General features: G+C 69.9%; 19 protein-coding genes. 13 read left to right on the forward strand and 6 right to left on the reverse strand.

The features are described 5' to 3' along the window. Positions 1-111 precede the first annotated feature (111 nt). Together EG812_RS22415 and EG812_RS22420 are read left to right on the forward strand one after the other, a co-directional pair. Positions 112-4,482, forward strand: coding sequence for a hybrid sensor histidine kinase/response regulator (locus EG812_RS22415; protein WP_126712671.1), 4,371 nt, complete (start codon positions 112-114; stop codon positions 4,480-4,482). Beyond that, a complete protein-coding gene (locus EG812_RS22420) occupies positions 4,479-5,042 on the forward strand; it encodes a response regulator (RefSeq protein ID WP_013730972.1) in 564 nt (187 codons plus the stop codon). The genes EG812_RS22415 and EG812_RS22420 overlap by 4 nt, the downstream gene beginning before the upstream one ends. 467 nt (positions 5,043-5,509) lie before the next feature. Here EG812_RS22420 and EG812_RS22435 read toward each other — a convergent pair whose 3' ends face one another. Beyond that, positions 5,510-5,845 carry an STAS domain-containing protein gene (locus EG812_RS22435; RefSeq protein ID WP_013730973.1) on the reverse strand — a complete coding sequence of 112 codons (336 nt, stop codon included), beginning with the start codon at positions 5,843-5,845 and terminating at the stop codon, positions 5,510-5,512. A 139-nt stretch (positions 5,846-5,984) separates the two neighbouring features. Between EG812_RS22435 and hemL the strand changes: the two genes are divergently transcribed. The 6 genes from hemL (at position 5,985) to ccsB (ending at position 12,118) form a co-directional block, all read left to right on the forward strand. Further along, positions 5,985-7,322 carry a glutamate-1-semialdehyde 2,1-aminomutase gene (gene hemL, locus EG812_RS22440; RefSeq protein WP_013730974.1) on the forward strand — a complete coding sequence of 446 codons (1,338 nt, stop codon included), beginning with the start codon at positions 5,985-5,987 and terminating at the stop codon, positions 7,320-7,322. A 67-nt stretch (positions 7,323-7,389) separates the two neighbouring features. Then, on the forward strand, positions 7,390-8,037 hold the full coding sequence (locus tag EG812_RS22445) for a histidine phosphatase family protein (protein ID WP_013730975.1): 648 nt from the start codon (positions 7,390-7,392) through the stop codon (positions 8,035-8,037). Position 8,038: 1 nt separating this feature from the next. Further along, on the forward strand, positions 8,039-8,611 hold the full coding sequence (locus EG812_RS22450; protein WP_126712673.1) for a TlpA family protein disulfide reductase: 573 nt from the start codon (positions 8,039-8,041) through the stop codon (positions 8,609-8,611). Beyond that, a complete protein-coding gene (locus EG812_RS22455) occupies positions 8,611-9,498 on the forward strand; it encodes a cytochrome c biogenesis CcdA family protein (protein WP_126712674.1) in 888 nt (295 codons plus the stop codon). Before EG812_RS22450 ends, EG812_RS22455 begins: the two co-directional genes overlap by 1 nt. Continuing rightward, on the forward strand, positions 9,498-11,138 hold the full coding sequence (locus EG812_RS22460) for a cytochrome c biogenesis protein ResB (RefSeq protein ID WP_013730978.1): 1,641 nt from the start codon (positions 9,498-9,500) through the stop codon (positions 11,136-11,138). Before EG812_RS22455 ends, EG812_RS22460 begins: the two co-directional genes overlap by 1 nt. Further along, positions 11,138-12,118 carry a c-type cytochrome biogenesis protein CcsB gene (gene ccsB / locus EG812_RS22465; protein ID WP_126712675.1) on the forward strand — a complete coding sequence of 327 codons (981 nt, stop codon included), beginning with the start codon at positions 11,138-11,140 and terminating at the stop codon, positions 12,116-12,118. Before EG812_RS22460 ends, ccsB begins: the two co-directional genes overlap by 1 nt. A gap of 14 nt (positions 12,119-12,132) precedes the next feature. Here ccsB and EG812_RS22470 read toward each other — a convergent pair whose 3' ends face one another. Next, the gene (locus EG812_RS22470) at positions 12,133-13,053 is read right to left on the reverse strand and encodes an aromatic acid exporter family protein (RefSeq protein WP_126712676.1); all 921 of its coding nucleotides are present in this window, start codon (positions 13,051-13,053) and stop codon (positions 12,133-12,135) included. Between the two features lie 146 nt (positions 13,054-13,199). Here EG812_RS22470 and EG812_RS22475 point away from each other — a divergent pair, with 146 nt between their 5' ends. Both EG812_RS22475 and mqnP read left to right on the forward strand, forming a co-directional pair. Further along, entirely contained in the window at positions 13,200-14,660 is a 1,461-nt protein-coding gene (locus tag EG812_RS22475; protein WP_013730981.1) for a menaquinone biosynthesis decarboxylase, read from the forward strand. After that, positions 14,660-15,661 (forward strand): menaquinone biosynthesis prenyltransferase MqnP, encoded by a 1,002-nt coding sequence (mqnP, locus tag EG812_RS22480; RefSeq protein ID WP_126712677.1) that lies wholly within the window; start codon positions 14,660-14,662, stop codon positions 15,659-15,661. The genes EG812_RS22475 and mqnP overlap by 1 nt, the downstream gene beginning before the upstream one ends. Positions 15,662-15,682: 21 nt before the next feature. On the opposite strand, the gene EG812_RS22485 is transcribed toward mqnP, so the two are convergent. Then, a complete protein-coding gene (locus EG812_RS22485; protein ID WP_126712678.1) occupies positions 15,683-16,738 on the reverse strand; it encodes a terpene synthase family protein in 1,056 nt (351 codons plus the stop codon). Between the two features lie 169 nt (positions 16,739-16,907). Here EG812_RS22485 and EG812_RS22490 point away from each other — a divergent pair, with 169 nt between their 5' ends. Continuing rightward, positions 16,908-17,537, forward strand: coding sequence for a UbiX family flavin prenyltransferase (locus EG812_RS22490; protein WP_126712679.1), 630 nt, complete (start codon positions 16,908-16,910; stop codon positions 17,535-17,537). Positions 17,538-17,567: 30 nt separating this feature from the next. On the opposite strand, the gene EG812_RS22495 is transcribed toward EG812_RS22490, so the two are convergent. After that, a complete protein-coding gene (locus EG812_RS22495; RefSeq protein ID WP_013730985.1) occupies positions 17,568-17,834 on the reverse strand; it encodes a BldC family transcriptional regulator in 267 nt (88 codons plus the stop codon). 268 nt (positions 17,835-18,102) lie between these two features. Between EG812_RS22495 and EG812_RS22500 the strand changes: the two genes are divergently transcribed. Continuing rightward, on the forward strand, positions 18,103-18,561 hold the full coding sequence (locus tag EG812_RS22500) for an Lrp/AsnC family transcriptional regulator (protein WP_013730986.1): 459 nt from the start codon (positions 18,103-18,105) through the stop codon (positions 18,559-18,561). A gap of 37 nt (positions 18,562-18,598) precedes the next feature. Then, positions 18,599-19,690, forward strand: a complete 1,092-nt coding sequence (gene cds1 / locus EG812_RS22505; protein ID WP_013730987.1) for an L-cysteine desulfhydrase Cds1 — start codon at positions 18,599-18,601, stop codon at positions 19,688-19,690. 84 nt (positions 19,691-19,774) lie between these two features. On the opposite strand, the gene EG812_RS22510 is transcribed toward cds1, so the two are convergent. Then, a complete protein-coding gene (locus EG812_RS22510; protein ID WP_199743925.1) occupies positions 19,775-20,404 on the reverse strand; it encodes a putative glycolipid-binding domain-containing protein in 630 nt (209 codons plus the stop codon). A 199-nt stretch (positions 20,405-20,603) separates the two neighbouring features. Continuing rightward, positions 20,604-22,349: a DEAD/DEAH box helicase gene (locus tag EG812_RS22515; RefSeq protein ID WP_502697210.1), complete on the reverse strand. Its 1,746-nt coding sequence runs from the start codon at positions 22,347-22,349 to the stop codon at positions 20,604-20,606. Positions 22,350-22,462 lie beyond the last annotated feature (113 nt).

The following is a 22,462-nucleotide window of genomic DNA, read 5'->3' on the forward strand; positions in this document are numbered from 1 at the left end:
GGTTCGCGTCCGTAACCCGGGCGGCGATGCGTCGTGGCGGTTTCGAGGTCACGGGGACAATGATGGGGTGACCCGGCGCGAGCCGGTGGACCCCGAGGTGAGCGAGGAATGATGACCACGGCGAAACAGTCGGCGACCGCGGAGATCAGCGTCGCGGACCACGAGGCGGTCCTCACCGAGCTGGCGGAGGCGCTGCGCCGGGTGCGCGGCGGTGACCTCAAGGTCAGGCTTCCGCGGCGTTCCGGCGCGGCCGGGGAGGTGGCGGACGCCTTCAACGACGTGGTGTCGCTCCAGGAGCGGCAGCATCTGGATCTACGGCGGATCAGCCGGATCGTCGGTCGGGACGGCCGGCTGACCGAGCGGCTGGACGAAGAGGGATTGGACGGCTCGTGGGCGGAAGGTCAGCGGGCCGTCAACTCGTTGATCGACGATCTGGGCCGACCCACCACCGAGATCGCGCGGGTCATCGTCGCCGTCGCCGACGGTGACCTCTCCCAGCACATGGCGCTGGAGATCGACGGCCGTCCGCTGCGCGGTGAGTACCTGCGCATCGGACGCACCGTCAACACCATGGTCGACCAGCTTTCGTCCTTCTCCAACGAGGTGACCCGGGTGGCCCGCGAGGTGGGCACCGAGGGCAAGCTCGGCGGTCAGGCCGACGTACGCGGCGTCGCCGGCACCTGGAAGGACCTCACCGACTCGGTGAACACCATGGCGTCGAACCTCACCGGGCAGGTGCGGTCGATCTCCCAGGTGGCCACGGCGGTGGCGAAGGGCGATTTGAGCCAGAAGATCACGGTGAGCGCCCGGGGCGAGGTCGCCGAGCTGGCCGACACGATGAACTCGCTGACCGACACCCTGCGGCTCTTCGCCGAGCAGGTGACCCGGGTGGCCCGTGAGGTGGGTACCGAGGGCAAGCTCGGCGGCCAGGCTGAGGTGCCCAACGTGGCCGGCACCTGGAAGGACCTCACCGACAGCGTCAACTCGATGGCGTCGAACCTGACCGCCCAGGTGCGCAACATCGCCCAGGTGTCCACGGCGGTGGCCCGCGGCGACCTGTCGCAGAAGATCACCGTGGCCGCGCAGGGGGAGATCCTGGAGCTCAAGGACACCGTCAACACGATGGTGGATCAGTTGTCGTCGTTCGCCGACGAGGTGACGCGGGTGGCCCGTGAGGTGGGCACCGAGGGCAAGCTCGGCGGCCAGGCACAGGTGCGCGGGGTCTCCGGCACCTGGCGGGATCTGACCGAGAACGTCAACCAGTTGGCCGGCAACCTGACCAGCCAGGTACGCAACATCTCCCAGGTGTCCACGGCGGTGGCCAAGGGTGACCTGTCGCAGAAGATCACGGTCGACGCCCGGGGCGAGATCCTGGAGCTCAAGGACACCGTCAACACGATGGTGGATCAGTTGTCGTCGTTCGCCGACGAGGTGACCCGGGTGGCCCGTGAGGTGGGCACCGAGGGCAAGTTGGGCGGTCAGGCCCAGGTGAAGGGCGTTTCGGGCACCTGGCGGGACCTGACCGACAACGTGAACTCGATGGCGTCGAACCTGACCAGTCAGGTACGGAACATCGCCTCCGTCACCACGGCCGTCGCCAAGGGTGACCTGTCGCAGAAGATTACCGTGGACGCCCGGGGCGAGATCCTGGAGTTGAAGAACACCGTCAACACGATGGTGGATCAGTTGTCGTCGTTCGCCGACGAGGTGACGCGGGTGGCCCGTGAGGTGGGCACCGAAGGCAAGCTCGGCGGTCAGGCCCAGGTACGCGGGGTGGCCGGCACCTGGCGGGACCTGACGGACAACGTGAACTCGATGGCGTCGAACCTGACCAGTCAGGTACGCAACATCGCCCAGGTCTCCACTGCGGTGGCCAAGGGTGACCTGTCGCAGAAGATCACCGTGGACGCGCAGGGCGAGATCCTGGAGTTGAAGAACACCGTCAACACGATGGTGGATCAGTTGTCGTCGTTCGCCGACGAGGTGACCCGGGTGGCCCGTGAGGTGGGCACCGAGGGCAAGTTGGGTGGTCAGGCCCAGGTGAAGGGCGTTTCCGGCACCTGGCGGGACCTGACCGACAACGTGAACTCGATGGCGTCGAACCTGACCAGCCAGGTACGGAACATCGCCTCGGTCACCACCGCCGTCGCCAACGGTGACCTGTCGCAGAAGATCACGGTCGACGCGCAGGGCGAGATCCTGGAGCTGAAGAACACCGTCAACACGATGGTGGATCAGCTGTCGTCGTTCGCCGACGAGGTCACCCGGGTGGCCCGAGAGGTCGGCATCGAAGGCAAGCTGGGCGGTCAGGCCCAAGTGAAGGGCGTCTCCGGCACCTGGCGGGACCTGACCGAGAACGTCAACCAGCTCGCCTCCACCCTGACCACCCAGCTGCGGGCGATCGCCCAGGTGTCGACCTCGGTGACCCGCGGCGATCTGACCCAGCGGATCGCGGTGAAGGCGCAGGGCGAGGTCGCCGAGCTCAAGGACAACATCAACCAGATGATCGTCACCCTGCGGGAGACCACCCACAAGAACGCCGAGCAGGGCTGGCTCGACTCCAACCTGGCCCGCATCGGTGGTCTGTTGCAGGGCCAGCGCGACCTCGGCGAGGTCTGCCGGATGATCATGATGGAGGTGACACCGCTTGTCGACGCGCAACTCGGCGCGTTCTTCCTGGCGGACAACTCCGAGGGCGTGATGCGGCTGCGGCTGACCGCCTCGTACGGCTACGTGTCCCGAGGTCACGAGGTCACCTTCGGTCCCGGTGAAGGGCTGGTCGGGCAGACCGCCCTCTCCCGCCGGACGATCCGGGTCGGCGCCGTACCGGACGGGCGGATCACGCTGCGCTCCGGGCTGGCCGACACTCCACCGGCCGACCTGGTCGTGCTGCCCGTGCTCTTCGAGGGCGAACTGCTCGGGGTGATCGAGTTCGCCAGCGTGACGCCCTTCTCCGAGTTGCACCTGTCCTTCCTGGAGCGGTTGGTCGCCACCATCGGCATCGCGGTCAACACCATTCAGGCCAACCGGCGTACGGAGGAGCTGCTCGCCCAGTCGCAGCGGCTGGCCCACGAGTTGCAGGAACAGTCGGCGGAGTTGCAGCGCACCAACGCCGAACTGGAGGAGAAGGCGACCCTGCTGTCGGAGCAGAAGGGCAACATCGAGACCAAGAACCGGGAGATCGAAATGGCCCGGCTCGGTCTGGAGGAGAAGGCGCAGCAGCTGACCCGCGCCTCGGCGTACAAGTCGGAGTTCCTGGCGAACATGAGCCACGAACTGCGTACGCCGCTGAACTCGCTGCTCCTGCTGGCGCGGCTGCTGGCGGAGAACTCGGAGCGCAACCTGACCCCGAAGCAGATCGAGTTCGCCCGGACGATCCACGGCTCCGGGTCGGATCTGCTGCGCCTGATCGACGACATCCTCGACCTGTCCAAGATCGAGGCGGGGCGGATGGACGTGGAGCCGACCGAGGTCCGGTTCGAGGAGATCCGCAGCTACGTCGAGCAGGCGTTCGCCCCGCAGGCCGAGGAGAAGGGCCTGGACTTCCAGGTACGGGTGGCCAAGGATCTGCCGCCCGCGGTGGTCACCGACGCCCAGCGACTCCAGCAGATCCTGCGCAACCTGCTCTCCAATGCGGTGAAGTTCACCGACAACGGCGCGGTGACGCTGCGCATCTCCCGGGCGCCGGAGCACGCGGTCTTCGACGTACCGGCGTTGATCAACGCCCGTCAGGTGATCGCGTTCACGGTGATCGACACCGGCATCGGCATCTCCGACGACAAGCTGTCACTGATCTTCGAGGCGTTCCAGCAGGCGGACGGCACCACCAGCCGCCGCTACGGCGGTACCGGCCTGGGCCTGTCCATCAGTCGCGACCTGGCCCGGCTGATCGGCGGCACGATCACCGTCAGCTCGGCGCCCAACCAGGGCTCGACGTTCACCCTCTACCTGCCCGACGTGCTGGCGCCGGACGCCGTGGTGGCCCCGGCACCACCCTCCCCGCAGCGGGCCGGCCTACCGTCGTCGCTGCTGATGCCGCCGGTGGAGTTGCTGCCGCAGCAGCCCGAGGCACCGAAGACCCGCCAACTGGACGGCGCCACGGTGCTGATCGTCGACGACGATGTGCGCAACGTGTTCGCCCTGACCAGCGCGCTGGAGTTGCACGGCATGACCGTGCTCTACGCCGACAACGGCAGCGACGGCGTACGCCTGCTCGCCGAGCACCCCGAGGTCGACATCGTGCTGATGGATGCCATGATGCCTGACCAGGACGGGTACGAGACCACCAGACAGATCCGGCGCAACCACCGGTTCGCCGATCTGCCGATCGTCTTCCTCACGGCCAAGGCGATGCCCGGCGATCGGGAGTCGGCGATCGCGGCGGGGGCGAGTGACTACATCACCAAACCGGTCGACCTGGACGAGCTGATCGAGTTGATGGGCTCCTGGATCAGTGGCAGCCGTACCGAGGAGGGCTCGTGACGCAGGTGGCAAAGGCGCTACTGGTCGATGACCGCCGGGAGAACCTGATGGCCCTGGAGGCGATCCTCCAGGGGCTGCCGGTGCAGTCGGTGGCGGTGGAGAGCGGGGAGGCGGCGCTCAAGCAACTGCTGGTCGACGACTTCGCGGTCATCCTGCTCGACGCCCAGATGCCGGACATGGACGGCTTCGAGACGGCCAGCCACATCAAGCGGCGGGAACGCACCCGACACGTACCGATCATCTTCCTGACCGCCGCCGACCGGGACGCGCAACTGGCGCTGCGTGGCTACGCGGTCGGCGCGGTGGACTACCTGACCAAGCCCTTCGACCCGTGGGTGCTGCGAGCCAAGGTCTCCGTCTTCGTGGAACTCTGGACCAAGACCCGCCAGCTGGCCGCCCAGTCGGAGATGGTTCGCGAGCGCGACGCCCAGTGGCGCCTGCTCACCGACGCCGTCGACGAGGCCACCACCCTCCTACGCTCCGCCGACGACAACCCCGACGCCATCGCCCAAGTCCTCACCACCCTCGAACAAGCCCGCTGGGGCCCCACCCCCGACTAACCCCACCCCACCCCACGCCACCCCGCGCGGCCCCACCCCCACCCCACCCTCCCCGCGCCGCCCCCCGCGGCCCCACCCCCACCCGCCGCCGCGATCTTGCACTTTTCGTCGGGGCGTAACGGGGCAAGGGCGACATAAGAGCGACCATAAGTGCAAGATCGTGGCGGGGTCACGAGCGTGGACTGGGGCGGGGGCGCGTCACTGCCCTTCCTCCCGCGATCTTGCACTTACTGTCGGGGCATAGCAGGGCAAAGGCGATATATGGGCGACTGCAAGTGCAAGATCGCGGGGGTGCGACGTGGAGGGCTGTGGACGTGGTTGCGTCACTGCCTTCACCGCCGCGATCTTGCACTTTTCGTCGGGGCATAGCGGGGCAAGAGCGGCATAAGGGCGACCATAAGTGCAAGATCGCGGGGCGGGGCGGGGCGGGGCGGGGCGGGGGCGGGGGTGGGTGCGGGGCTGGGTGGTTAGGGGGTGGGGGCGTCGTTGCGGATCATCAGGGCGCTGCGGAGGCCGGTGATGTCCAGGACGCGGAGCAGGAACTCGCCGACGTTGGTCAGGATGAGCAGGCTCTGGGCGTGGCTGGCCTTGCGGCTGAGCACGACGAGGGTGCCGAGGCCCTGCGAGTCGCAGAAGGTGACTCCGCCCAGGTCGAGCACGATCCGGGGTGGCGGCTCGGCGAGGACCTCGTTGACGACGGTCGACAGCTGGGCGGCCGTGAGCATGTCGATCTCACCGGCAAGGCGTAGGACTGCTTCGTCGCCCGTTCGGTGTACGGTGATGGACAGTTCGGCACGATCCACCGGATCAGCCTATCGCGATCTCGCACGTCCGGCCTGTCGAGGCGAACCGGCCCGGGGTGGCCTTTCGCAGGTGAGCCTGGTAACCCCGTTCCGGGGTGCCTGCCGGTCCCCAGCTTGACGCTGACACAATGGCGGCATCGTGACCGAGGTGACTTCTGCCGGATCCGACCGCTACCCGGTCGACGCGCCGGCCTCAGCGGCCCTGTTCGACCGCGCTCGCGCCATCGTGCCGGGCGGGGTGAACTCTCCCGTGCGCGCCTTCCGCGCCGTCGGTGGGACGCCCCGCTTCATGGTTCGCGGTGAGGGCCCCTGGCTGTACGACGCCGACGACCGGCGCTACGTCGACCTGGTGTGCTCGTGGGGGCCGCTGATTCTCGGCCACGCCCACCCCGAGGTGGTCGCGGCGGTGCAGGCTGCCGCCGCCAACGGCACCAGCTTCGGTACACCGACGCCCGGCGAGGTGGAGTTGGCCGCCGAGATCGTCGCGCGTACCCCGGTCGAGCAGGTCCGGTTGGTCAACTCGGGCACCGAGGCGACCATGTCGGCGATCCGGCTGGCTCGTGGCTACACCGGTCGCTCGAAGATCATCAAGTTCGCCGGCTGCTACCACGGGCACGTGGACGCGCTGCTCGCCGCTGCCGGCTCCGGCGTGGCGACCCTCGGCCTGCCCGATTCGCCCGGCGTCACCGGTGCGGCGGCCAGCGAGACGATCGTGCTGCCGTACAACGACATTGCTGCCGTCGAGGAGGCGTTCGCCGCCGAGGGTCAGCACATCGCTGCCGTGATCACCGAGGCGGCACCGGGCAACATGGGCGTGATCGCTCCCCGGGACGGCTTCAACGAGCAGTTGGCGCGGATCGCGCACGCCAACGGCGCGCTGCTCATCATCGACGAGGTGATGACCGGGTTCCGGGTTTCCCGCTCCGGGTGGCACGGCCTCGACCCGGTCGAGGCGGACCTGTGGACGTACGGCAAGGTCATGGGTGGTGGGCTGCCCGCCGCGGCGTTCGGCGGGCGCGCGGAGATCATGTCGCGGCTGGCCCCGGCCGGCCCGGTCTACCAGGCCGGCACGCTCTCCGGTAACCCGCTGGCCTGCGCCGCCGGTCTGACCACCCTGCGGCTGGCCGACGACGCGCTCTACCGCAAGCTGGACGACACCGCCGCCGTCGTGGGCAAGCTCGCCGGCGACGCGCTGGCCGCCGCCGGTGTCCCGCACCGATTGTCGTACGCGGGCAGCATGTTCTCGATCTTCTTCACCGACGCCGACGTGGTCGACTACGACAGCGCCCGCACCCAGCAGGTGCCCGCGTTCAAGGCGTTCTTCCACGCGATGCTCGCCGCCGGGGTGTACCTCCCGCCGAGCGCATTCGAATCCTGGTTCGTCTCGGCGGCGATCGACGACGCCGCCCTGGAACAGATCGCCGCCGCCCTGCCGGTGGCGGCCAACGCGGCAGCAGCGGCAGGTACAGGGGGGTAGGCACGGTGAGCGCGAGGAGTGAGCCGGTTTTGCGAGCCCCGCAGTCGCGAGCCAAGGGGGCACAGCGGTGAGTAAGACGGTGGTCCACGTGCTTCGGCATGGCGAGGTGCACAACCCGGACGGCATTCTCTACGGCCGACTGCCCGGGTTCCGCCTCAGCGAACTGGGTGTCCAGATGGCCAAGGCCGCCGCGCAGGGGCTCGCCGACCGCGAGGTCGTGCACGTGGTGGCCAGCCCGCTGGAACGCGCCCAGCAGACCGCCGAACCGATCGCCGCGCAGTTCGGGCTGCCCGTCGGGGTGGACGAGCGGCTGATCGAGAGCGCCAACTGGTTCGAGGGCAAGCGGGTCTCGCCCGGCGACGGATCGTTCCGCGACCCGCGTAACTGGTGGGTGCTGCGCGACCCGGTCACCCCGTCGTGGGGCGAGGCGTACCGGGCGATCGCCGAGCGGATGTTCGCCGCGCTGCACGCCGCCCGGGTCGCCGCGGAGGGCCGCGAGGCCGTGCTGGTCTCCCATCAGCTGCCGATCTGGACGCTGCGCCGCTATGTCGAGCGCAAGCGGCTCTGGCACGACCCGCGCCGCCGCCAGTGCGGGCTGGCCTCGCTGACCACCTTCCACTTCGACGGCGCGAAGGTCGTCGGCATCGGCTACTCGGAACCGGCCGCGCACCTGGTCGCGATGTCGCCGGGTGCCCGGACGGCCAAGGGCGCCTGAGATGGCTGCCCCCAAACTGGTCGTCGGGCTGCTCGCCGTCGCCTTGGCGGCGGTGCTGACCGGCTGCACCGGCGGCGGGCGTGAGTCGACCTGTGACAGCGCGAACGGCATCGTCGAGTGCGGTCCGGAGCAACGCTCGGACGCCCCCAAGATCACCGGTGAGCTGCTCACCGGTGGCTCCTACGACGTGGCCGACCAGCGTGGTCAGGTGGTCGTGGTCAACTTCTGGGGTTCCTGGTGCGCGCCCTGTCGGGCGGAGGCCGACGACCTGGAAGGCACCTACCAGGCGACCAAGGACTCCGGGGTCACCTTCCTCGGCATCAACGTGCAGGACAGCCGGGACAAGGCGATCGCCTTCGAGGAGGGCCGGGTCAGCTACCCGAGCATCTTCGACCCGGGCAGCCGGCTGGCCCTGGACATGGACATCCCGCCGAACACCATCCCGGCCACCGTCGTGCTCGACCGGGAGGGTCGGATCGCGGTGGTGATCCGGGCGGCCGTACGGCAGGAGGGCCTGCAACCCATCGTCGAGCGGATCGCCGCGGAGTCCCCCGCGCCGTCCGGCCAACGCTGATGGGCGAGACCTTCGGGCAACTCGCCGTCTCCGGCCCGTTGCTGCTCGCGGTGGGCGCGGCGGCGCTGGCCGGGCTGGTCAGCTTCCTGTCGCCCTGCGTGCTCCCGTTGATGCCCGGCTACCTGTCGTACGTCACCGGGCTGGCCGGCGCCGACCTGGAAGGCAGAGGTGCAAGGAAGGGCACCTTGTTAACGCCTGCGGTAGAGGAAGGGACCCCTGTTAACACCGCCACCTCCGCCGCAGCAGCCGAGCGCAGCGGTGGCGTCGGCACGGTCGTACGCGCAGAACGGGTCCGGGCCGGGGTGAAGGGTCGGGTGCTCGCCGGGACGCTGCTGTTCGTCGTCGGTTTCACCGTCGTCTTCGTCTGCACCGCGATCCTGTTCAGCACCATCGGCCGGGTCTTCTTCGACTACAAGCGGCCACTGGAGATCGTCATCGGCGGTCTCGTGGTGCTGCTCGGGCTGGGCTACCTCGGGGTGCTGCCCGGCCTCCAGCGGGAACTGCGGATCAACCGGCTGCCCAGCGCCGGTCTGCTCGGCGCACCCGTACTCGGTGCGGTGTTCGCGTTGACCTGGGTGCCGTGCACCGGGCCGACCCTGGCCGCAGTGCTCGGCATGGCCGCCACCAGCGGGCAGACCGACCGGGCGGTGGTGCTGGCGGTGGCGTACTGCCTGGGGTTGGGGATTCCGTTCGTCGTCTTCGGGCTGGGTTTCAATCGGCTGCTCGGGGTGTTCCAGGCGATCCGGCGCAACAGCCGCTGGGTCACCCGGGTCGGTGGCGTACTCCTGATCATGATCGGGTTGGCGCTGGTCACCGGCGGCTGGACAAACGTCGTGATCTGGTTGCAGACCACCATCGGAGTGGGCGATTTCCAGGTGAGCATCTGATGACCGCTGTGGACGACCGACCGGGCGCACCGGCGGAGGCGCCCCGCCGCCGTACCAACCCGCTGCTCGCCCTGGCGCGCAACTCGTGGCGGCAACTGACCAGCATGCGTACCGCGCTGGTGTTGCTCTTCCTGCTCGCGGTCGCCGCGATCCCCGGTTCGGTGCTGCCGCAGCGCGGCGTCAACCCGGAGGACGTACGCGACTTCTTCACCGAGCACCCCGACCTGGCCCCGTGGCTGGATCGGATCGGCGCGTTCGAGGCGTTCAGCTCGGTCTGGTTCTCCGCGATCTACCTGTTGCTGTTCACCTCGCTGATCGGGTGCATCACGCCTCGGCTGGTCGACCACGTCCGGGCGCTGCGGGCCCGGCCCCCGGCCGTACCGAAGCGGCTCGGTCGGCTGCCGCAGCACACGGTGGTGCCCGCGCCCGACGGTGGCGTGGCGGCGGTCGCCGAGGCGCTGCGGCGTCGCCGATGGCGGGTGGTGGTCCGCGGCGACGAGGTCTCCGCCGAGAAGGGCTACCTCAAGGAGACCGGCAACCTGATCTTCCACACCTCGATGGTGCTGGTGCTGCTCGGTGTCGCCCTCGGCTCCTGGTACGGCTGGCAGGGCAACCGGCTGCTCGTCGCCGGTGCCGACCACGTCTTCTGCAACACCCGCCAGCAGTACGCCGAGGTGAAGCTCGGCCCGCGGGTCGGCGACGACCTGCCCCGGTTCTGCCTGCAACTGGACGAGTTCGACGCGCGTTTCCTGCCGACCGGTCAGCCGTCGTTCTACAACGCGAAGGTGACCGTGGACGAGGACGGCGACCCGCCCCGCACGGCGGAGTTCTCGGTCAACTCGCCGCTGCGCCTCGACGGCGCGAACGTCTACCTGCTCGGGCACGGGTACGCCCCGGTGATCCGCTACACCGACCGGTTCGGGCGCAGCCAGACCAGCGCGGTGCCGTTCCTCAGCAACGGTGATCTCGGGCTGACCAGCGAAGGGCTGGCCGCGTTCCCGGACGCCAACGTCGATCCGGCGACCGGCGAGCGCAAGCCGGACCTGCAGATGGCCTTCGACGGGTTGTACCTGCCGACCGCTCCCCAGGAGCCCCCGTTCACCCGCTCCGAGCACCCGACCGAGGAGAATCCGCTGCTCGGCCTGGTGGCCTATCGGGGCAACCTGGGTCTGGACGGCGGTATCCCCGGCTCGGTGTACCAGCTCGACCAGCGTCAGGTGCGCAACGGCCGGCTCACCGAGATCGGCGCGAAGGAACTGCGGCTCGGGGAGAGCTGGACCCTTGACGACGGCACGACCGTCGAGTTCCTGGGTTCCGAGCCGTACATCGTGCTGTCCGTGCGGTACGACCCCGGTACGACACTGCTGCTGATCAGCTCGGTCGGCCTGGTGCTGGGGCTGATGGGGTCGCTGTTCGTCAGGCGTCGACGGGTCTTCGTACGGCTCCTTTCGGCTGATGCGGCCGACCCCGCCGACGGATCTCCGACGCGCGGTAGTAGTTTGATCGAGGTGGGCGGCCTGCCGCGTACCGAGCATCCCGGGTTCGCCGACGAGTTCGCCCAACTGGTGGCGGCGATGCGCGGCGAACGGCCGGCCGACGAGGTCGACGGCGTACCGGACGCGCGAGAAGGGGCCAAGTGATGTCCGCACTCTCCGACCAGCTGGTGTCGATCACCACGATGGTGTATTTGCTGGCGATGATCGGTCACGCGGTCGAGTACGCCCTGGGCAACTCCCGTACCGTGGCCGTGACCGCGCCCGCCCGCGAGCTGGTCGGTGCGGCGGTCGGTGCCGGTGGCGGCGTGGTGACCGAGCGGGGTACGCCGGTCGCCAATCCCGCCGGTCCGGCCCAGCGCACGGCGCGGCGCGCCGAACTGGCCGGTCGGATCGGGGTCGGGCTGACCGCGCTGGGCGCGGCGTTGCACCTGGCCGGGCTGGTCACCCGCGGTATCGCCGCCGAGCGGATGCCCTGGGGCAACATGTACGAGTTCGTGCTCACGGTCTCGTTCATCGGCGTCGTCGCCTGGCTGGTGGTGCTGGTGAAGGTGCCGTCGCTGCGCCGGCTCGGGCTGTTCCTGACCCTGGTCATGGTGCTGCTGGTGGCCACCGCCGAGCTGGTGCTCTACACGCCGATCGTGCCGCTGGTGCCGGCGCTCAACTCGTACTGGTTCATCGTGCACGTGTCGACAATCGTGTTCGCCTCAGGGCTGTTCCTGCTCGGCGCGGTGCCGGCGGTGGCGTACCTGATGCGGGCGGGCTACGAGCGGGGCAAGCGCAGCTTCCCGTACACCCTGGCCAAGCGGCTGCCGGCGGCGGCCAGCATGGAGCGGCTCACCTTCGTCCTGCACGCCTTCGCGTTTCCGATCTTCACCTTCGCGGTGATCGCCGGGGCGGTCTGGGCCGAGGCGGCGTGGGGCCGGCCCTGGGGTTGGGACCCGAAGGAGACCTGGTCCTTCATCTCCTGGGTGATCTACGCCGGCTACCTGCACGCGCGGGCGACGCCGAGCGTGAAGCGCAACCTGGTCGCCTGGCTGGCCATCCTGGGCTTCGCGACGATGCTGATGAACCTCTTCGGCGTGAACATCTTCTTCACCGGCCTGCACTCGTACGCCGACGTCTGATCCGCGTCGACGGGTCAGCTGTCGCCGGTTCGATGCGCGCCGGGCAGGGCGAGAGCGGCGTCGATCGCGTCGAGCACGTCCGGTTTGTCGGCTCCGGCGCTGCGCAGCAGGTCGACGGTCACCATCCGGATGTGGCCGACGATCGTGCTGACCGGCAACGGCTGCTCGTGCCGGACCAGCGGCGTCATCGCCCGGACCGCGTCGAGCGCCACCGCACCCGCCCGGTCGACGTGCCGGTCGGCCGTGTCGCCGTCGCCGGCGACGACGGCGGTGAGCACCGCGGCGGCGCAACCGGCCAGTCGGCTCAGCCCGGCCAGCGCGGTGGCGAACTGCGGAGGCGGCGGTTGCGGCAGCCGGGCCAGCACCACCGTCGAGCGGGCCAGCGTACGGGTGTTGCGGACGGCGTAGTCGACGTGGTCGGCGGCGGACCGGGCGGCATCGACGCGGGACCGGCTGCCCCGCTCCCAGACCGCGAGGCGCAGGTTCTCGTCGGCGACCGACACCGCCCGGCGCAGCGCGGCGGTACGCGAGTCCAACTGCTGAGCCCGCCCGAAGGCGGACCGGGCCGCCTGCTCGTCGTGCCGCTGCACCGCCTGACGGATGTCGTCGAGCACCCCGGACAGCTCCGCGAACGTCCGTCGTCCCTCGGTGTCCAGCGGCCGCAGCGGCGACTGTGCGCCGACGACCTGGGTGATCAGCAACGCGATGGAGCCGCCGATCAGCGCGTCGTAGAGGCGGGTCGGTTCGAGTTCCCCGCCCGGCGGCACCAGCGCGGCGGCCGGGGCGTAGAACGCCGAGGGGTCACCGCTGCCGTGTGGGCCGCCGAGCAGCCGACTGGCGACGAACCAGGAGGCGGTGGTGGCCAGCGTCACCTCGACCACGAGCAGCCAACTGTCACGCAGCCGGCCTCCGGCGGTACGGAACCAGTTCGTCACCCGGGACACGCCGTTCAACGAGGTGACCGGGGTTCCGTCGCTGTCGCCCGGTTCTGGCACAGGCTGTGGTGCAACGCACACCATGCCGCCCACACCACCTGACCCGGGCGGCCGGAACGGCAGCACGGTGGGGGAGACTTGCTGACATGGCTGCTCGCGGGTTTCCCTACACCGATCTGAAGGATTTCCTGGCCGCGCTGGAGCGCGCCGGCGAACTGCGCCGGGTCGGCGTGCCGGTCGACCCGACACTGGAGATCAGTGAGGTGGTGACCCGTACGGTGCGGGCCGACGGGCCGGCGTTGCTGTTCGAGCGGCCGACCCGGGGCGAGATGCCGGTGGCGATCAACCTGTTCGGCACCGAGAAGCGGACCGCGATGGCGCTCGGCGTCGAGTCGCTGGACGAGATCGGCAACCGGATCGGCGAGCTGCTCAAGCCGGAACTGCCTGTGGGTTTCTCCGGCATGATGGGCGGCCTGGGCAAGGTGATGCAGCTCAAGTCGATGCCGCCCAAGAAGGTCAAGACCGCCCCCTGCCAGCAGGTGATCTACCGGGGCGACGACGTCGACCTGAACCGGCTGCCGGGACTTCAGGTGTGGCCGGGCGACGGCGGGATCTTCCACAACTTCGGGCTGACCCACACCAAGCACCCGGAGACCGGCAAGCGCAACCTCGGGTTGTACCGGCTCCAGCAGCACAGCCACAACACCCTCGGCATGCACTGGCAGATCCACAAGAACTCCACCGCGCACCACGCCGTCGCCGAGCGGCTCGGCCAGCGGCTGCCGGTCGCCATCGCGATCGGCTGCGACCCCGTGGTCAGCTACGCGTCGAGCGCACCGCTGCCCGCCGACATCGACGAGTACCTGTTCGCCGGGTTCCTGCGCGGTGAGCGGGTGGAGATGGTCGACTGCCTGACCGTGCCGTTGCAGGTGCCGGCGCACGCCCAGGTGGTGCTGGAGGGCTACCTGGAGCCGGGCGAGCGGCTGCCGGAAGGCCCCTTCGGCGACCACACCGGCTTCTACACCCCGGTGGAGCCGTTCCCGGTGCTGCACGTCGAGGCGATGACCATGCAGCGCGACCCGGTGTACCACACGATCGTCACCTCGAAGCCGCCGCAGGAGGACCACGGCCTGGGCAAGGCCACCGAGCGGATCTTCGCGCCGCTGCTGCGTTTCCTCATCCCGGACATCGTCGACTACGACCTGCCGGCCGCCGGGGTCTTCCACAACTGCGCGATCGTGTCGATCCGCAAGCGCTACCCGAAGCACGCGCAGAAGGTGATGAACGCGATCTGGGGCGCGCACATGATGTCGCTGACCAAGCTGATCGTGATCGTGGACGAGGACTGCGACGTGCACGACTACAACGAGGTCGCGTTCCGCGCCTTCGGCAACGTCGACTACGCCCGCGACCTGCTGCTCACGGAGGGCCCGGTGGACCACCTGGACCACTCCTCGTACCAGCAGTTCTGGGGTGGTAAGGCCGGCATCGACGCCACCCGCAAGCTCCCCAGCGAGGGCTACACCCGAGGCTGGCCCGAGGAAATGACCATGACCCCCGAAGTCATCTCCCTGGTAGACAAGCGCTGGAAGGAATACGGCATCTAATGCCCACCCCCACCACCCCCTCCTCCCCCCGCGACCCCTCCTCTCCCCGCGATCTTGCGGTTTCGGTCGCCGATTCGTCCGCTTCATCCAGCTCTGCCCCGACGGAAAGTGCAAGATCGCGGGGGCGGGTGAAGGCGTTCTTGCGGCTCGTGGCGATTGAGCACTCGGTGTTCGCGTTGCCGTTTGCTTACTTGTCGGCGTTGACGGCTATGGCGGTTGACGGGGGGCGGGTGCGGTGGGGGGATCTGGCGCTGATCACTGTGGCGATGGTGGGGGCGCGGACCTTCGCCATGGCGGCGAACCGGATCTTGGATCGGCGGATCGATGCGCGGAATCCGCGTACCGTCAATCGGGAACTGGTGACGGGGGCGGTGAGCCTGCGGACGGCCTGGACCGGGGCGGGCGTGGCGCTTGCCTTCTTCCTGGCCGCCGCCGCCCTGCTCAACCCGCTCTGCCTGGTGCTGGCGCCACTGGCGGTGGTGCCGCTGATCGTCTACCCGTACGGCAAGCGGTTCACCAACTGGCCGCACGCGATCCTCGGCATCGCCCAGATGGTCGGCCCGATCGGGGCCTGGCTCGCGGTGACCGGCACGTTCGCCGGCTCCGGCCCGGCCTGGGTGCTCGGTGCCGCTGTCGGCCTGTGGATCGGTGGCTTCGACCTGATCTACGCCTGCCAGGACGCCGAGGTGGACCGGAAGATCGGGGTGCACAGCGTGCCCGCCCGGTACGGGCTGCGGTTCGCGCTGCACGCCTCCACCGTCGCGCACGTGGTGACGTTCGCGCTGCTGCTCTGGTTCGGTGCGCTGGTCGGTCTCGGCTGGCTCTGGTGGATCGGGCTGGCGCTGACCGCGCTCGCCTTCGGGTACCAGCACCTGGTGGTCAAGCCGGACGACCTGAGCAAGGTCAACCGGGCGTTCTTCACCGCCAACGGGTTCGTCAGCATCGCCCTGTTCGTCTTCGCCCTGCTCGACCTGGTGACCCGCCTGGACCTGCGCCCCTGACGCAACCGGCGGTGGGGGACGTTAAGAAGGGGCCCCTTTACTACCGGAGGCGTTAATAAGGTGCCCTTCCTTACCCACGTAGCGGGTGCTTTCGAGGGTCCAGTCGATGGTGCCGCGGACGGCGCGGGAGACCCCGTCGAGATGGGTGGTGACGGCCGCGTCCAGCGCCGGTCCGAACGACGGCACCGCCGCGCGTCGGTCGACGAACCGTCGCATCGACTCGTGCCAGCGTCGCGTCACCACCTCGACCGCGTCATCCACCCGCACCTGACGCTCGGTGGCCGTCGCCAGGACGAGGTTGTGCCCGCCCGAGGTGGCTGCGTCGGAGGCCAGCGAGGCGAGGTCGTTGTACCAGGAGAGCAGGTCGTTGCCGAGGTCGCGCAACTCGCGTAGCAGCGGATGATGGTAGACGGCGTCGGGCAGCGGTCGGCCGGTCACGAATTCGGCGAGCGGATAGGAGACGTCCGCCGCCGAGGTGGCCCGGCGCAGCGCGACGTACTCGGTGACGCCGGGCGCGTGACCGCGGGACTTGTTCGTCGCCTCCTGCCAGGTGCCGTCGAGGTGCCGGGCCACCGCGTCGGCGAAGCGCAAGCGCCAACGGGTCGGCATCCGACGGTGCGGTTCCCGCCAGGCGTTGGCCAGCAGCCGGCGCAGAGGGCCGCGCAGCCCGGGATGTCGCGGCCGGGAACGACCTTGCAGCAGCAGTACGGCACCGTCCCGCAACCCGCGGATCTCGGCCAGTTCGAGCCGGCCCGGCCCGTCGCAGGCGTCGTCGACCAGGAAGAACCAGGTGAACAGCGCGGACAGGACGCGCAGGTCGGCCTCGGTGGCGTCCGGATAGAGCCGCCCGGCGTAGTGGGCGAAGCGGGCACCGGCCAGCCGTTGCCGCGCCGGCTCGTCGAGCGGCAGCCCGGTCTGCGGCAGCCAGCCCATCAGCCAGCGCTGCACTTCATCGGCGTACGGGGACTGTCGGGACGGAACCGGACAGGCATCGCGTAACGCCGGCAGGATGTCCGTGACGATCCGTACGGGGCGGTTCTCGTCAGCGTGTCGCGTCGGCAGGGTGTGATCAGCCATCCCGGATCCTCTCCCACGAGCCACGCCTGCCCGAGCCCACGCGTTCGGCCTCGGGCAGCATGCCAGGTGGTGGCCGGCCGTCGGTGCCCGGTCGGACATCGGGGTCGATACCAGCCCGTTCCCCGAGGTGGCTGCCCGGCGGCCGGCAGCGACCAGGCAGGCTGGAGGCATGCGTGAACCATGGGTGGTCGGGGTGTCCGGGGCGTCGGGGACGCCGTACGCGGCTGCGGTGGTACGCGGACTACTCGACGCCGGGCAGCCGGTGGACCTGATCGTCTCCCGAGCCGCCCGGTTGACCATCCTCGACGAGACCGGACGTCCGTTCCGCGACGCACACTGGGCCGAGGATCTGTCCGCCTGGCTCGGCCGTGATCTGGATGGCGCGGATGTGCGGCACTGGCCCGCCGGCGACCTGGCGGCCGGACCCAGCAGCGGCTCGTACCCGGTGCGCGGCATGGCCGTGGTGCCCGCGAGCACGGCGGCCTGCGCCGGCATCGCGATCGGGCTGTCGAAAGACCTGTTGCAGCGGGCCGCCGAGGTCAACCTCAAGGAACGCCGGCAGGTGGTCGTCGTGCCGCGCGAGACGCCGGTGACCCGCAGCCACCTGGAACACCTGATCGCGTTGCACGATGCCGGCGCGGTGGTGCTGCCGGCAAGTCCCGGCTTCTACGGTGCGGGCGCCGCCGCTTCCGCGGCGCAGCTTGTGGATTTCGTGGCGGGCAAGGTGCTCGACGCTCTCGGCGTGCCACACGCCCTGTTCCACCGCTGGACCGGAACGTTGAACGCGGACCGGACCTGACGAGCCGGCCCGCGTTCGATCCGCACCACTTCAGTACATGCCGGCGTTGGCCGGGCCTGGCCCGGTCGTGGCGGCTGGGCCCACATTGCGCGCTCTGCCCATCTCGTCCGCCTCTTCCAGCATGCCCTCCCCTTCAAGCAGGGCCCGCACCTCGGATTCCCGAAACCGGCGGTGCCCTCCTGGAGTCCGGATGCTGCCGATCCGGCCCGCTGCCGCCCAGCGCGTCACGGTTTTCGGGTCAACCCGAAACAGCGCGGCGACCTCACCCGGTGTCAGCAGGCGATCTCCAGTGTCCACAGCCCCCTCCTCGCGTCGACGAAGCCCCCGGCTGAACACACTGCCCCCGGCCGGTGCGAGCCCAGAGCCGTCATGAGGGACGTATGGCAATTACAGCACCAGCGACCAGGCGTGTCCGCCAAACGCGAAAAATGCACTGAGTGGGAAGTTAGTAATGGTACCGGCGTCCCGCCCTTCGGACCCTCGGTATGGGAACTGTCGCGCTCGGTAATGTGCAACGGGTGCCGGCGTCCTGCTGTCACGCGGTGCCGACTAGGGTCTACAGTCCGTGGACGCCATCGACCTCGCCCTCGTGGACCTGCTCCGCGGCAACGCCCGCCTCTCGTACGCCGAACTCGCCCGCCAGGTCGGCCTCTCCGCTCCCGCAGTGCACGAACGCGTCGGCAAGCTGGAAGCCGGCGGGGTGATCCGGGCCTACCGGGCCGAAGTCGAGCCGGAGACCATCGGCCTGGCCGTGACCGCCCTGATCAGCGTGGTCGAGGATTCCGGCGCGGACACCGACGACGTGCTGGAGGCGATCCGCGCCATGCCGGAGATCGAGTCCTGCTACTTCATGGCCGGCGTCGAGTCGTTCCTGCTCAAGGCCCGGGTGAGCACCATCGCCGAACTGGAGCAGTTGATCGTACGGCTGAACCGTACGCCCGGGGTGGCCTCGACCCGTACCAGCATCGCCCTGTCGACCAAGTGGGAGAACCGTCCGCAGCCGGTCGGCCCGTCCTCCTCCTGAATTCCCAGCTCCCAGGCTCGCTTGCTAGGTTCCGACGGTGACTCAACTCGACCGGTGTGACGAGGCGAGCCGGCGGTGGGTGACCGAGGCGATCGCCGCCGTCGAGGCCGACGCGAACCGGTCCGCCGACACCCACCTGCTGCCGTTCCCGCTGCCCCGGCGCTGGGGCATCGACCTCTACCTCAAGGACGAGTCGGTCCACCCGACCGGATCGCTGAAGCATCGGCTGGCGCGCTCGCTGTTCCTCTACGGGCTCTGCAACGGCTGGATCGGGCCGGACACCACAATCGTGGAGGCGTCGTCCGGCTCCACTGCCGTCTCCGAGGCGTACTTCGCCCGGATGCTGGACCTGCCCTTCATCGCGGTGATGCCCGCCTCCACCTCGCCGGAGAAGATCGCGCAGATCGAGTTCCAGGGCGGTCGGTGCCACCTGGTCGACGATCCGGCGAAGGTGGTCATCGAGGCGCGCTGGCTCGCCGAGGATTCCGGTGGGCACTACATGGACCAGTTCACCTACGCCGAGCGCGCCACCGACTGGCGGGGCAACAACAACATCGCCGAGTCGATCTACGCGCAGCTGTCGCTGGAGCGCCATCCCGTACCGGCCTGGATCGTGGTCGGCGCCGGCACCGGCGGCACCAGCGCGACAATCGGAAGGTACGCCCGCTACCGGCGACTGCCCACCAAACTCTGCGTGGTCGACCCGGAGAACTCGGCGTTCTATCCCGCCTGGCAGGCAGCTGACTGGTCGGTTCGCACCGGGCAGGGCTCCCGGATCGAAGGTATCGGCCGGCCCACCGTCGAGCCGTCGTTCCTGCCCTCGGTGGTGGACCGGATGATGCGGGTACCCGACGCGGCCTCGCTGGCCGCGATGCGCTCCGCTTCGGCGGTGCTGGGCCGACAGGTGGGTGGCTCGACCGGCACCAACCTGTGGGGCGCCTTCGGACTGATCGCCGAGCTGCTGGCCGCCGGCCGGACCGGCTCGGTGGTCACCCTGATCTGCGACGCGGGCGACAGGTACGCCGACACGTACTACTCCGACGAGTGGGTGAGCGCGCAGGGCCTCGACCTGGCCCCCCACCTGGCCACGATCGACCGTTTCCTGACCGACGGCAGCTGGCCGTCCTAGCTTCGGCTCGAGCTTGCGTCTGCTCGGCCCGGCACGGGTCGAGTTTTCGCTCCGGCTGCGCAACGGTCGAGTGGCGGCGGGTTGTCAGCGGGTCGTGGAGAGCTGCGCCAGGCCTGGATAGTGCCGGACGAAGCCGTCGGCGTCCATCTCGATGTCGGCGCTGAAGCCGCCACTGGTATACCGGAAGCGGGTCGGGCCCAGCCCGGTGTAGACCTGCTCGGCCGGCAGCACCGTCAGGCTCGGCACCAGCACCCACACCACAGTGAGCGGATAGCTCGTGTCGGCGGCCTGGTCGGCCAGCCGGAGCCGGCGTACCGGCAGCGTGTTGAACAGCGGCGAGCCGCCCAGATCCACGTCGAGGGCGTCGGCCAACCGGTCCGGATCCTCGACGCCGGGCAGCCCGGCCGGCGCATGCCCGGCGGCGGCGAGGGCCGCGTCCAGGTCACCCTGCTCGGCGGCGGTCACCCGCCATCGATCAACGGCCCGTTCCAGGCGTACGCTGCGCCGCCAGCCCGCTCCCTCGACCTCGACCTCGACCCGGACGCTCGCCCACTGAGGGTCGGTCAGCAGCTGGTAGCGGCAGGTGTAGGGAATCGGGTCGGCGGCCACCTGCGTGCCGTGTGCCGCCAGGCCGTGACTGTCATCAGCGAGGGCATGTTCGGCACCGGCGGTGTCGATCCGGGTCCACAGCAGCGACTTCGACATGGTCGGCATGAATCGGACGTTACGCCACCGGCCCCAGGCACGGCACCGCCTTTGCACCGAACACCAGTCCCCCCGCGCCACCCCTGCCTGATCCGGGCGGTGGGGGCTGCTTGATCGTGCTCGATCTGGGATCGAGTGGCCTCGGGTCGACCGTGAGACCACTCGATCCCAGTTCGAGCGTGATCTTGCTGCCTAGATGCTGCGTCGGTCAGTAGGTACGCGCACGGGAGCGCCCACTCGGCCCGCGCCAGTCCTCCCGCGGCCGGTCCTGCGGGCCCCGGCCATCCGAGCGCGGCCGGTCGCCGTACCGACGCTCGCCACGGACCGGCTCGCCGAACCGGCGCTCGCCCCGCGCGTGACCGCCGTAGCTGTGCTCACTGCGGCTCGAATCGCCATGGCTGCGCTCGCCCCGGCTGTCCGCACCGTAGCGACCCGCACCTCGGGACTCGTCGCCATAGCGACCCGCACCCCGCGAGTCGTCGCCATAGCGACCCGTGCCTCGGGAGTCGTCGCGGTAGCGGCGGTCGTCACGGGGCTGATCGCCGTAACGGCGGTCGCTGACCGGGCGGTCACGGTAGCGGCGCTCGGTGGTCGGGCCGTCGAAGCGGCGGGGACCGCCGGGCCGACTGCTCCGGCGGGGAGCCTCCGGCTCGTCGCGTACGGGCACCCCGCTCGGCTCCCGTGCCCCGGTCAACTCGGTCAGCGCAGGGTCGCCGGCGCGTACCCGCGTCTCCGCCGGCTGCACCCCGGCCTTCTCCAGCATTGCCAGCGTGGTGCGTCGCTGCTTGGGCAGGACCAGCGTGGCCACCGCGCCGGTCTCCCCGGCGCGGGCGGTACGGCCCGCGCGGTGCAGGTAGTCCTTCGGGTCCTTCGGCGGGTCGACGTGCAGCACCAGGGTGACCCCGTCGACGTGGATGCCCCGGGCCGCCACGTCGGTGGCGACCAGGACGTTGGTCCGCCCCTCGCGGAACTCGGCCAGGGTGCGGGTACGCATCCGCTGGGTCTTGCCGCCGTGCAGCCCACCGGCCCGCACACCGACCGCCGCGAGTTGGCTGACCAGCCGGTCCACCCCGAGTTGGGTACGGGCGAACACGATGGTCCGGCCGGCGCGCGCCGCGATCGACGCGGTGACCGGGAACTTGTCGCTCGGCGGAATCAGCAGCAGGTGATGATCCATGGTGGACACCGCTGCGGTCGCCGGGGCGGTGGAGTGGGTGACCGGGTCGGTCATGAAGCGCTGCACCAGCGCGTCCACATCGGCGTCCAGTGTGGCCGAGAAGAGCAGCCGCTGCGCGTGCGCCGGAGTCTTCGCCAGCAAGTCGGTGACCTCGGGCAGGAAGCCCATGTCGGCCATCTGGTCCGCCTCGTCGAGGACGGTGATCTCCACGTCGTCGAGCTTGCAGATGCCGCGTTCGATCAGGTCGGCGAGCCGGCCGGGCGTGGCCACCATGACCTCCACGCCGCGCCGCAGGGCATCGATCTGGCGGTCGTAGGGCACCCCACCCACGGCGGTCTTGAGGAACACGCCGACCGTGCGACCCAGCGGGGCCAGGGCGTCGTTGACCTGCATGGCCAACTCTCGGGTGGGCACCAGGATGAGGGCTCGCGGGCGGGACGGCCGGGCCCGGTCGCCGTCGGCGATCCGGGCGAGCAGCGGCAGCCCGAAGGCGAGAGTCTTGCCGGAACCGGTCTGCCCCCGGCCGAGCACGTCCCGTCCGGCGAGGGCGTCGGGCACGGTGGCGCGCTGGATCTCGAACGGGGTGGTGATGCCCTGCCGGGCGAGTGCCCGAGCGAGCGGCTCGGGCAGGCCCAGCGCCTCGAAGGTGATCGAGTCGTCGGAGGCGGCAGCGTCGGCCGACGGCGAGGTCGGGTCGATGTCGATGTCTGGGGCGGACAGCGGGGTGCTGGAGACAGCGGAGGTGGTCAACAAAAGCCTTTCGAGCGGGGCGCACATTTGCGATGTCCCGCCGCGGCACGACGCCGCCGGATCTTCAGCAAGAACGCCCAGAGGCGCGCACGGTAGCGCGCCGGGTCAGTGATCAGCCCCAAGTGTACGGCGAACGGCGA

The organism is Verrucosispora sp. FIM060022, from assembly GCF_003977705.1.
GTDB lineage: Bacteria > Actinomycetota > Actinomycetes > Mycobacteriales > Micromonosporaceae > Micromonospora > Micromonospora gifhornensis.

Excerpts from the sequence above, each read along its gene's own strand:
- EG812_RS22450 (WP_126712673.1), top strand. The coding sequence starts at position 8,039 with ATGGCTGCCCCCAAACTGGTCGTCGGGCTGCTCGCCGTCGCCTTGGCG.
- EG812_RS22475 (WP_013730981.1), top strand. The coding sequence starts at position 13,200 with ATGGCTGCTCGCGGGTTTCCCTACACCGATCTGAAGGATTTCCTGGCC.
- mqnP (WP_126712677.1), top strand. The coding sequence starts at position 14,660 with ATGCCCACCCCCACCACCCCCTCCTCCCCCCGCGACCCCTCCTCTCCC.
- EG812_RS22510 (WP_199743925.1), bottom strand. The coding sequence starts at position 20,404 with ATGCCGACCATGTCGAAGTCGCTGCTGTGGACCCGGATCGACACCGCC.
- ccsB (WP_126712675.1), top strand. The coding sequence starts at position 11,138 with ATGTCCGCACTCTCCGACCAGCTGGTGTCGATCACCACGATGGTGTAT.
- EG812_RS22455 (WP_126712674.1), top strand. The coding sequence starts at position 8,611 with ATGGGCGAGACCTTCGGGCAACTCGCCGTCTCCGGCCCGTTGCTGCTC.
- EG812_RS22415 (WP_126712671.1), top strand. The coding sequence starts at position 112 with ATGACCACGGCGAAACAGTCGGCGACCGCGGAGATCAGCGTCGCGGAC.
- EG812_RS22490 (WP_126712679.1), top strand. The coding sequence starts at position 16,908 with ATGCGTGAACCATGGGTGGTCGGGGTGTCCGGGGCGTCGGGGACGCCG.
- EG812_RS22515 (WP_502697210.1), bottom strand. The coding sequence starts at position 22,349 with ATGTGCGCCCCGCTCGAAAGGCTTTTGTTGACCACCTCCGCTGTCTCC.
- EG812_RS22485 (WP_126712678.1), bottom strand. The coding sequence starts at position 16,738 with ATGGCTGATCACACCCTGCCGACGCGACACGCTGACGAGAACCGCCCC.
- EG812_RS22460 (WP_013730978.1), top strand. The coding sequence starts at position 9,498 with ATGACCGCTGTGGACGACCGACCGGGCGCACCGGCGGAGGCGCCCCGC.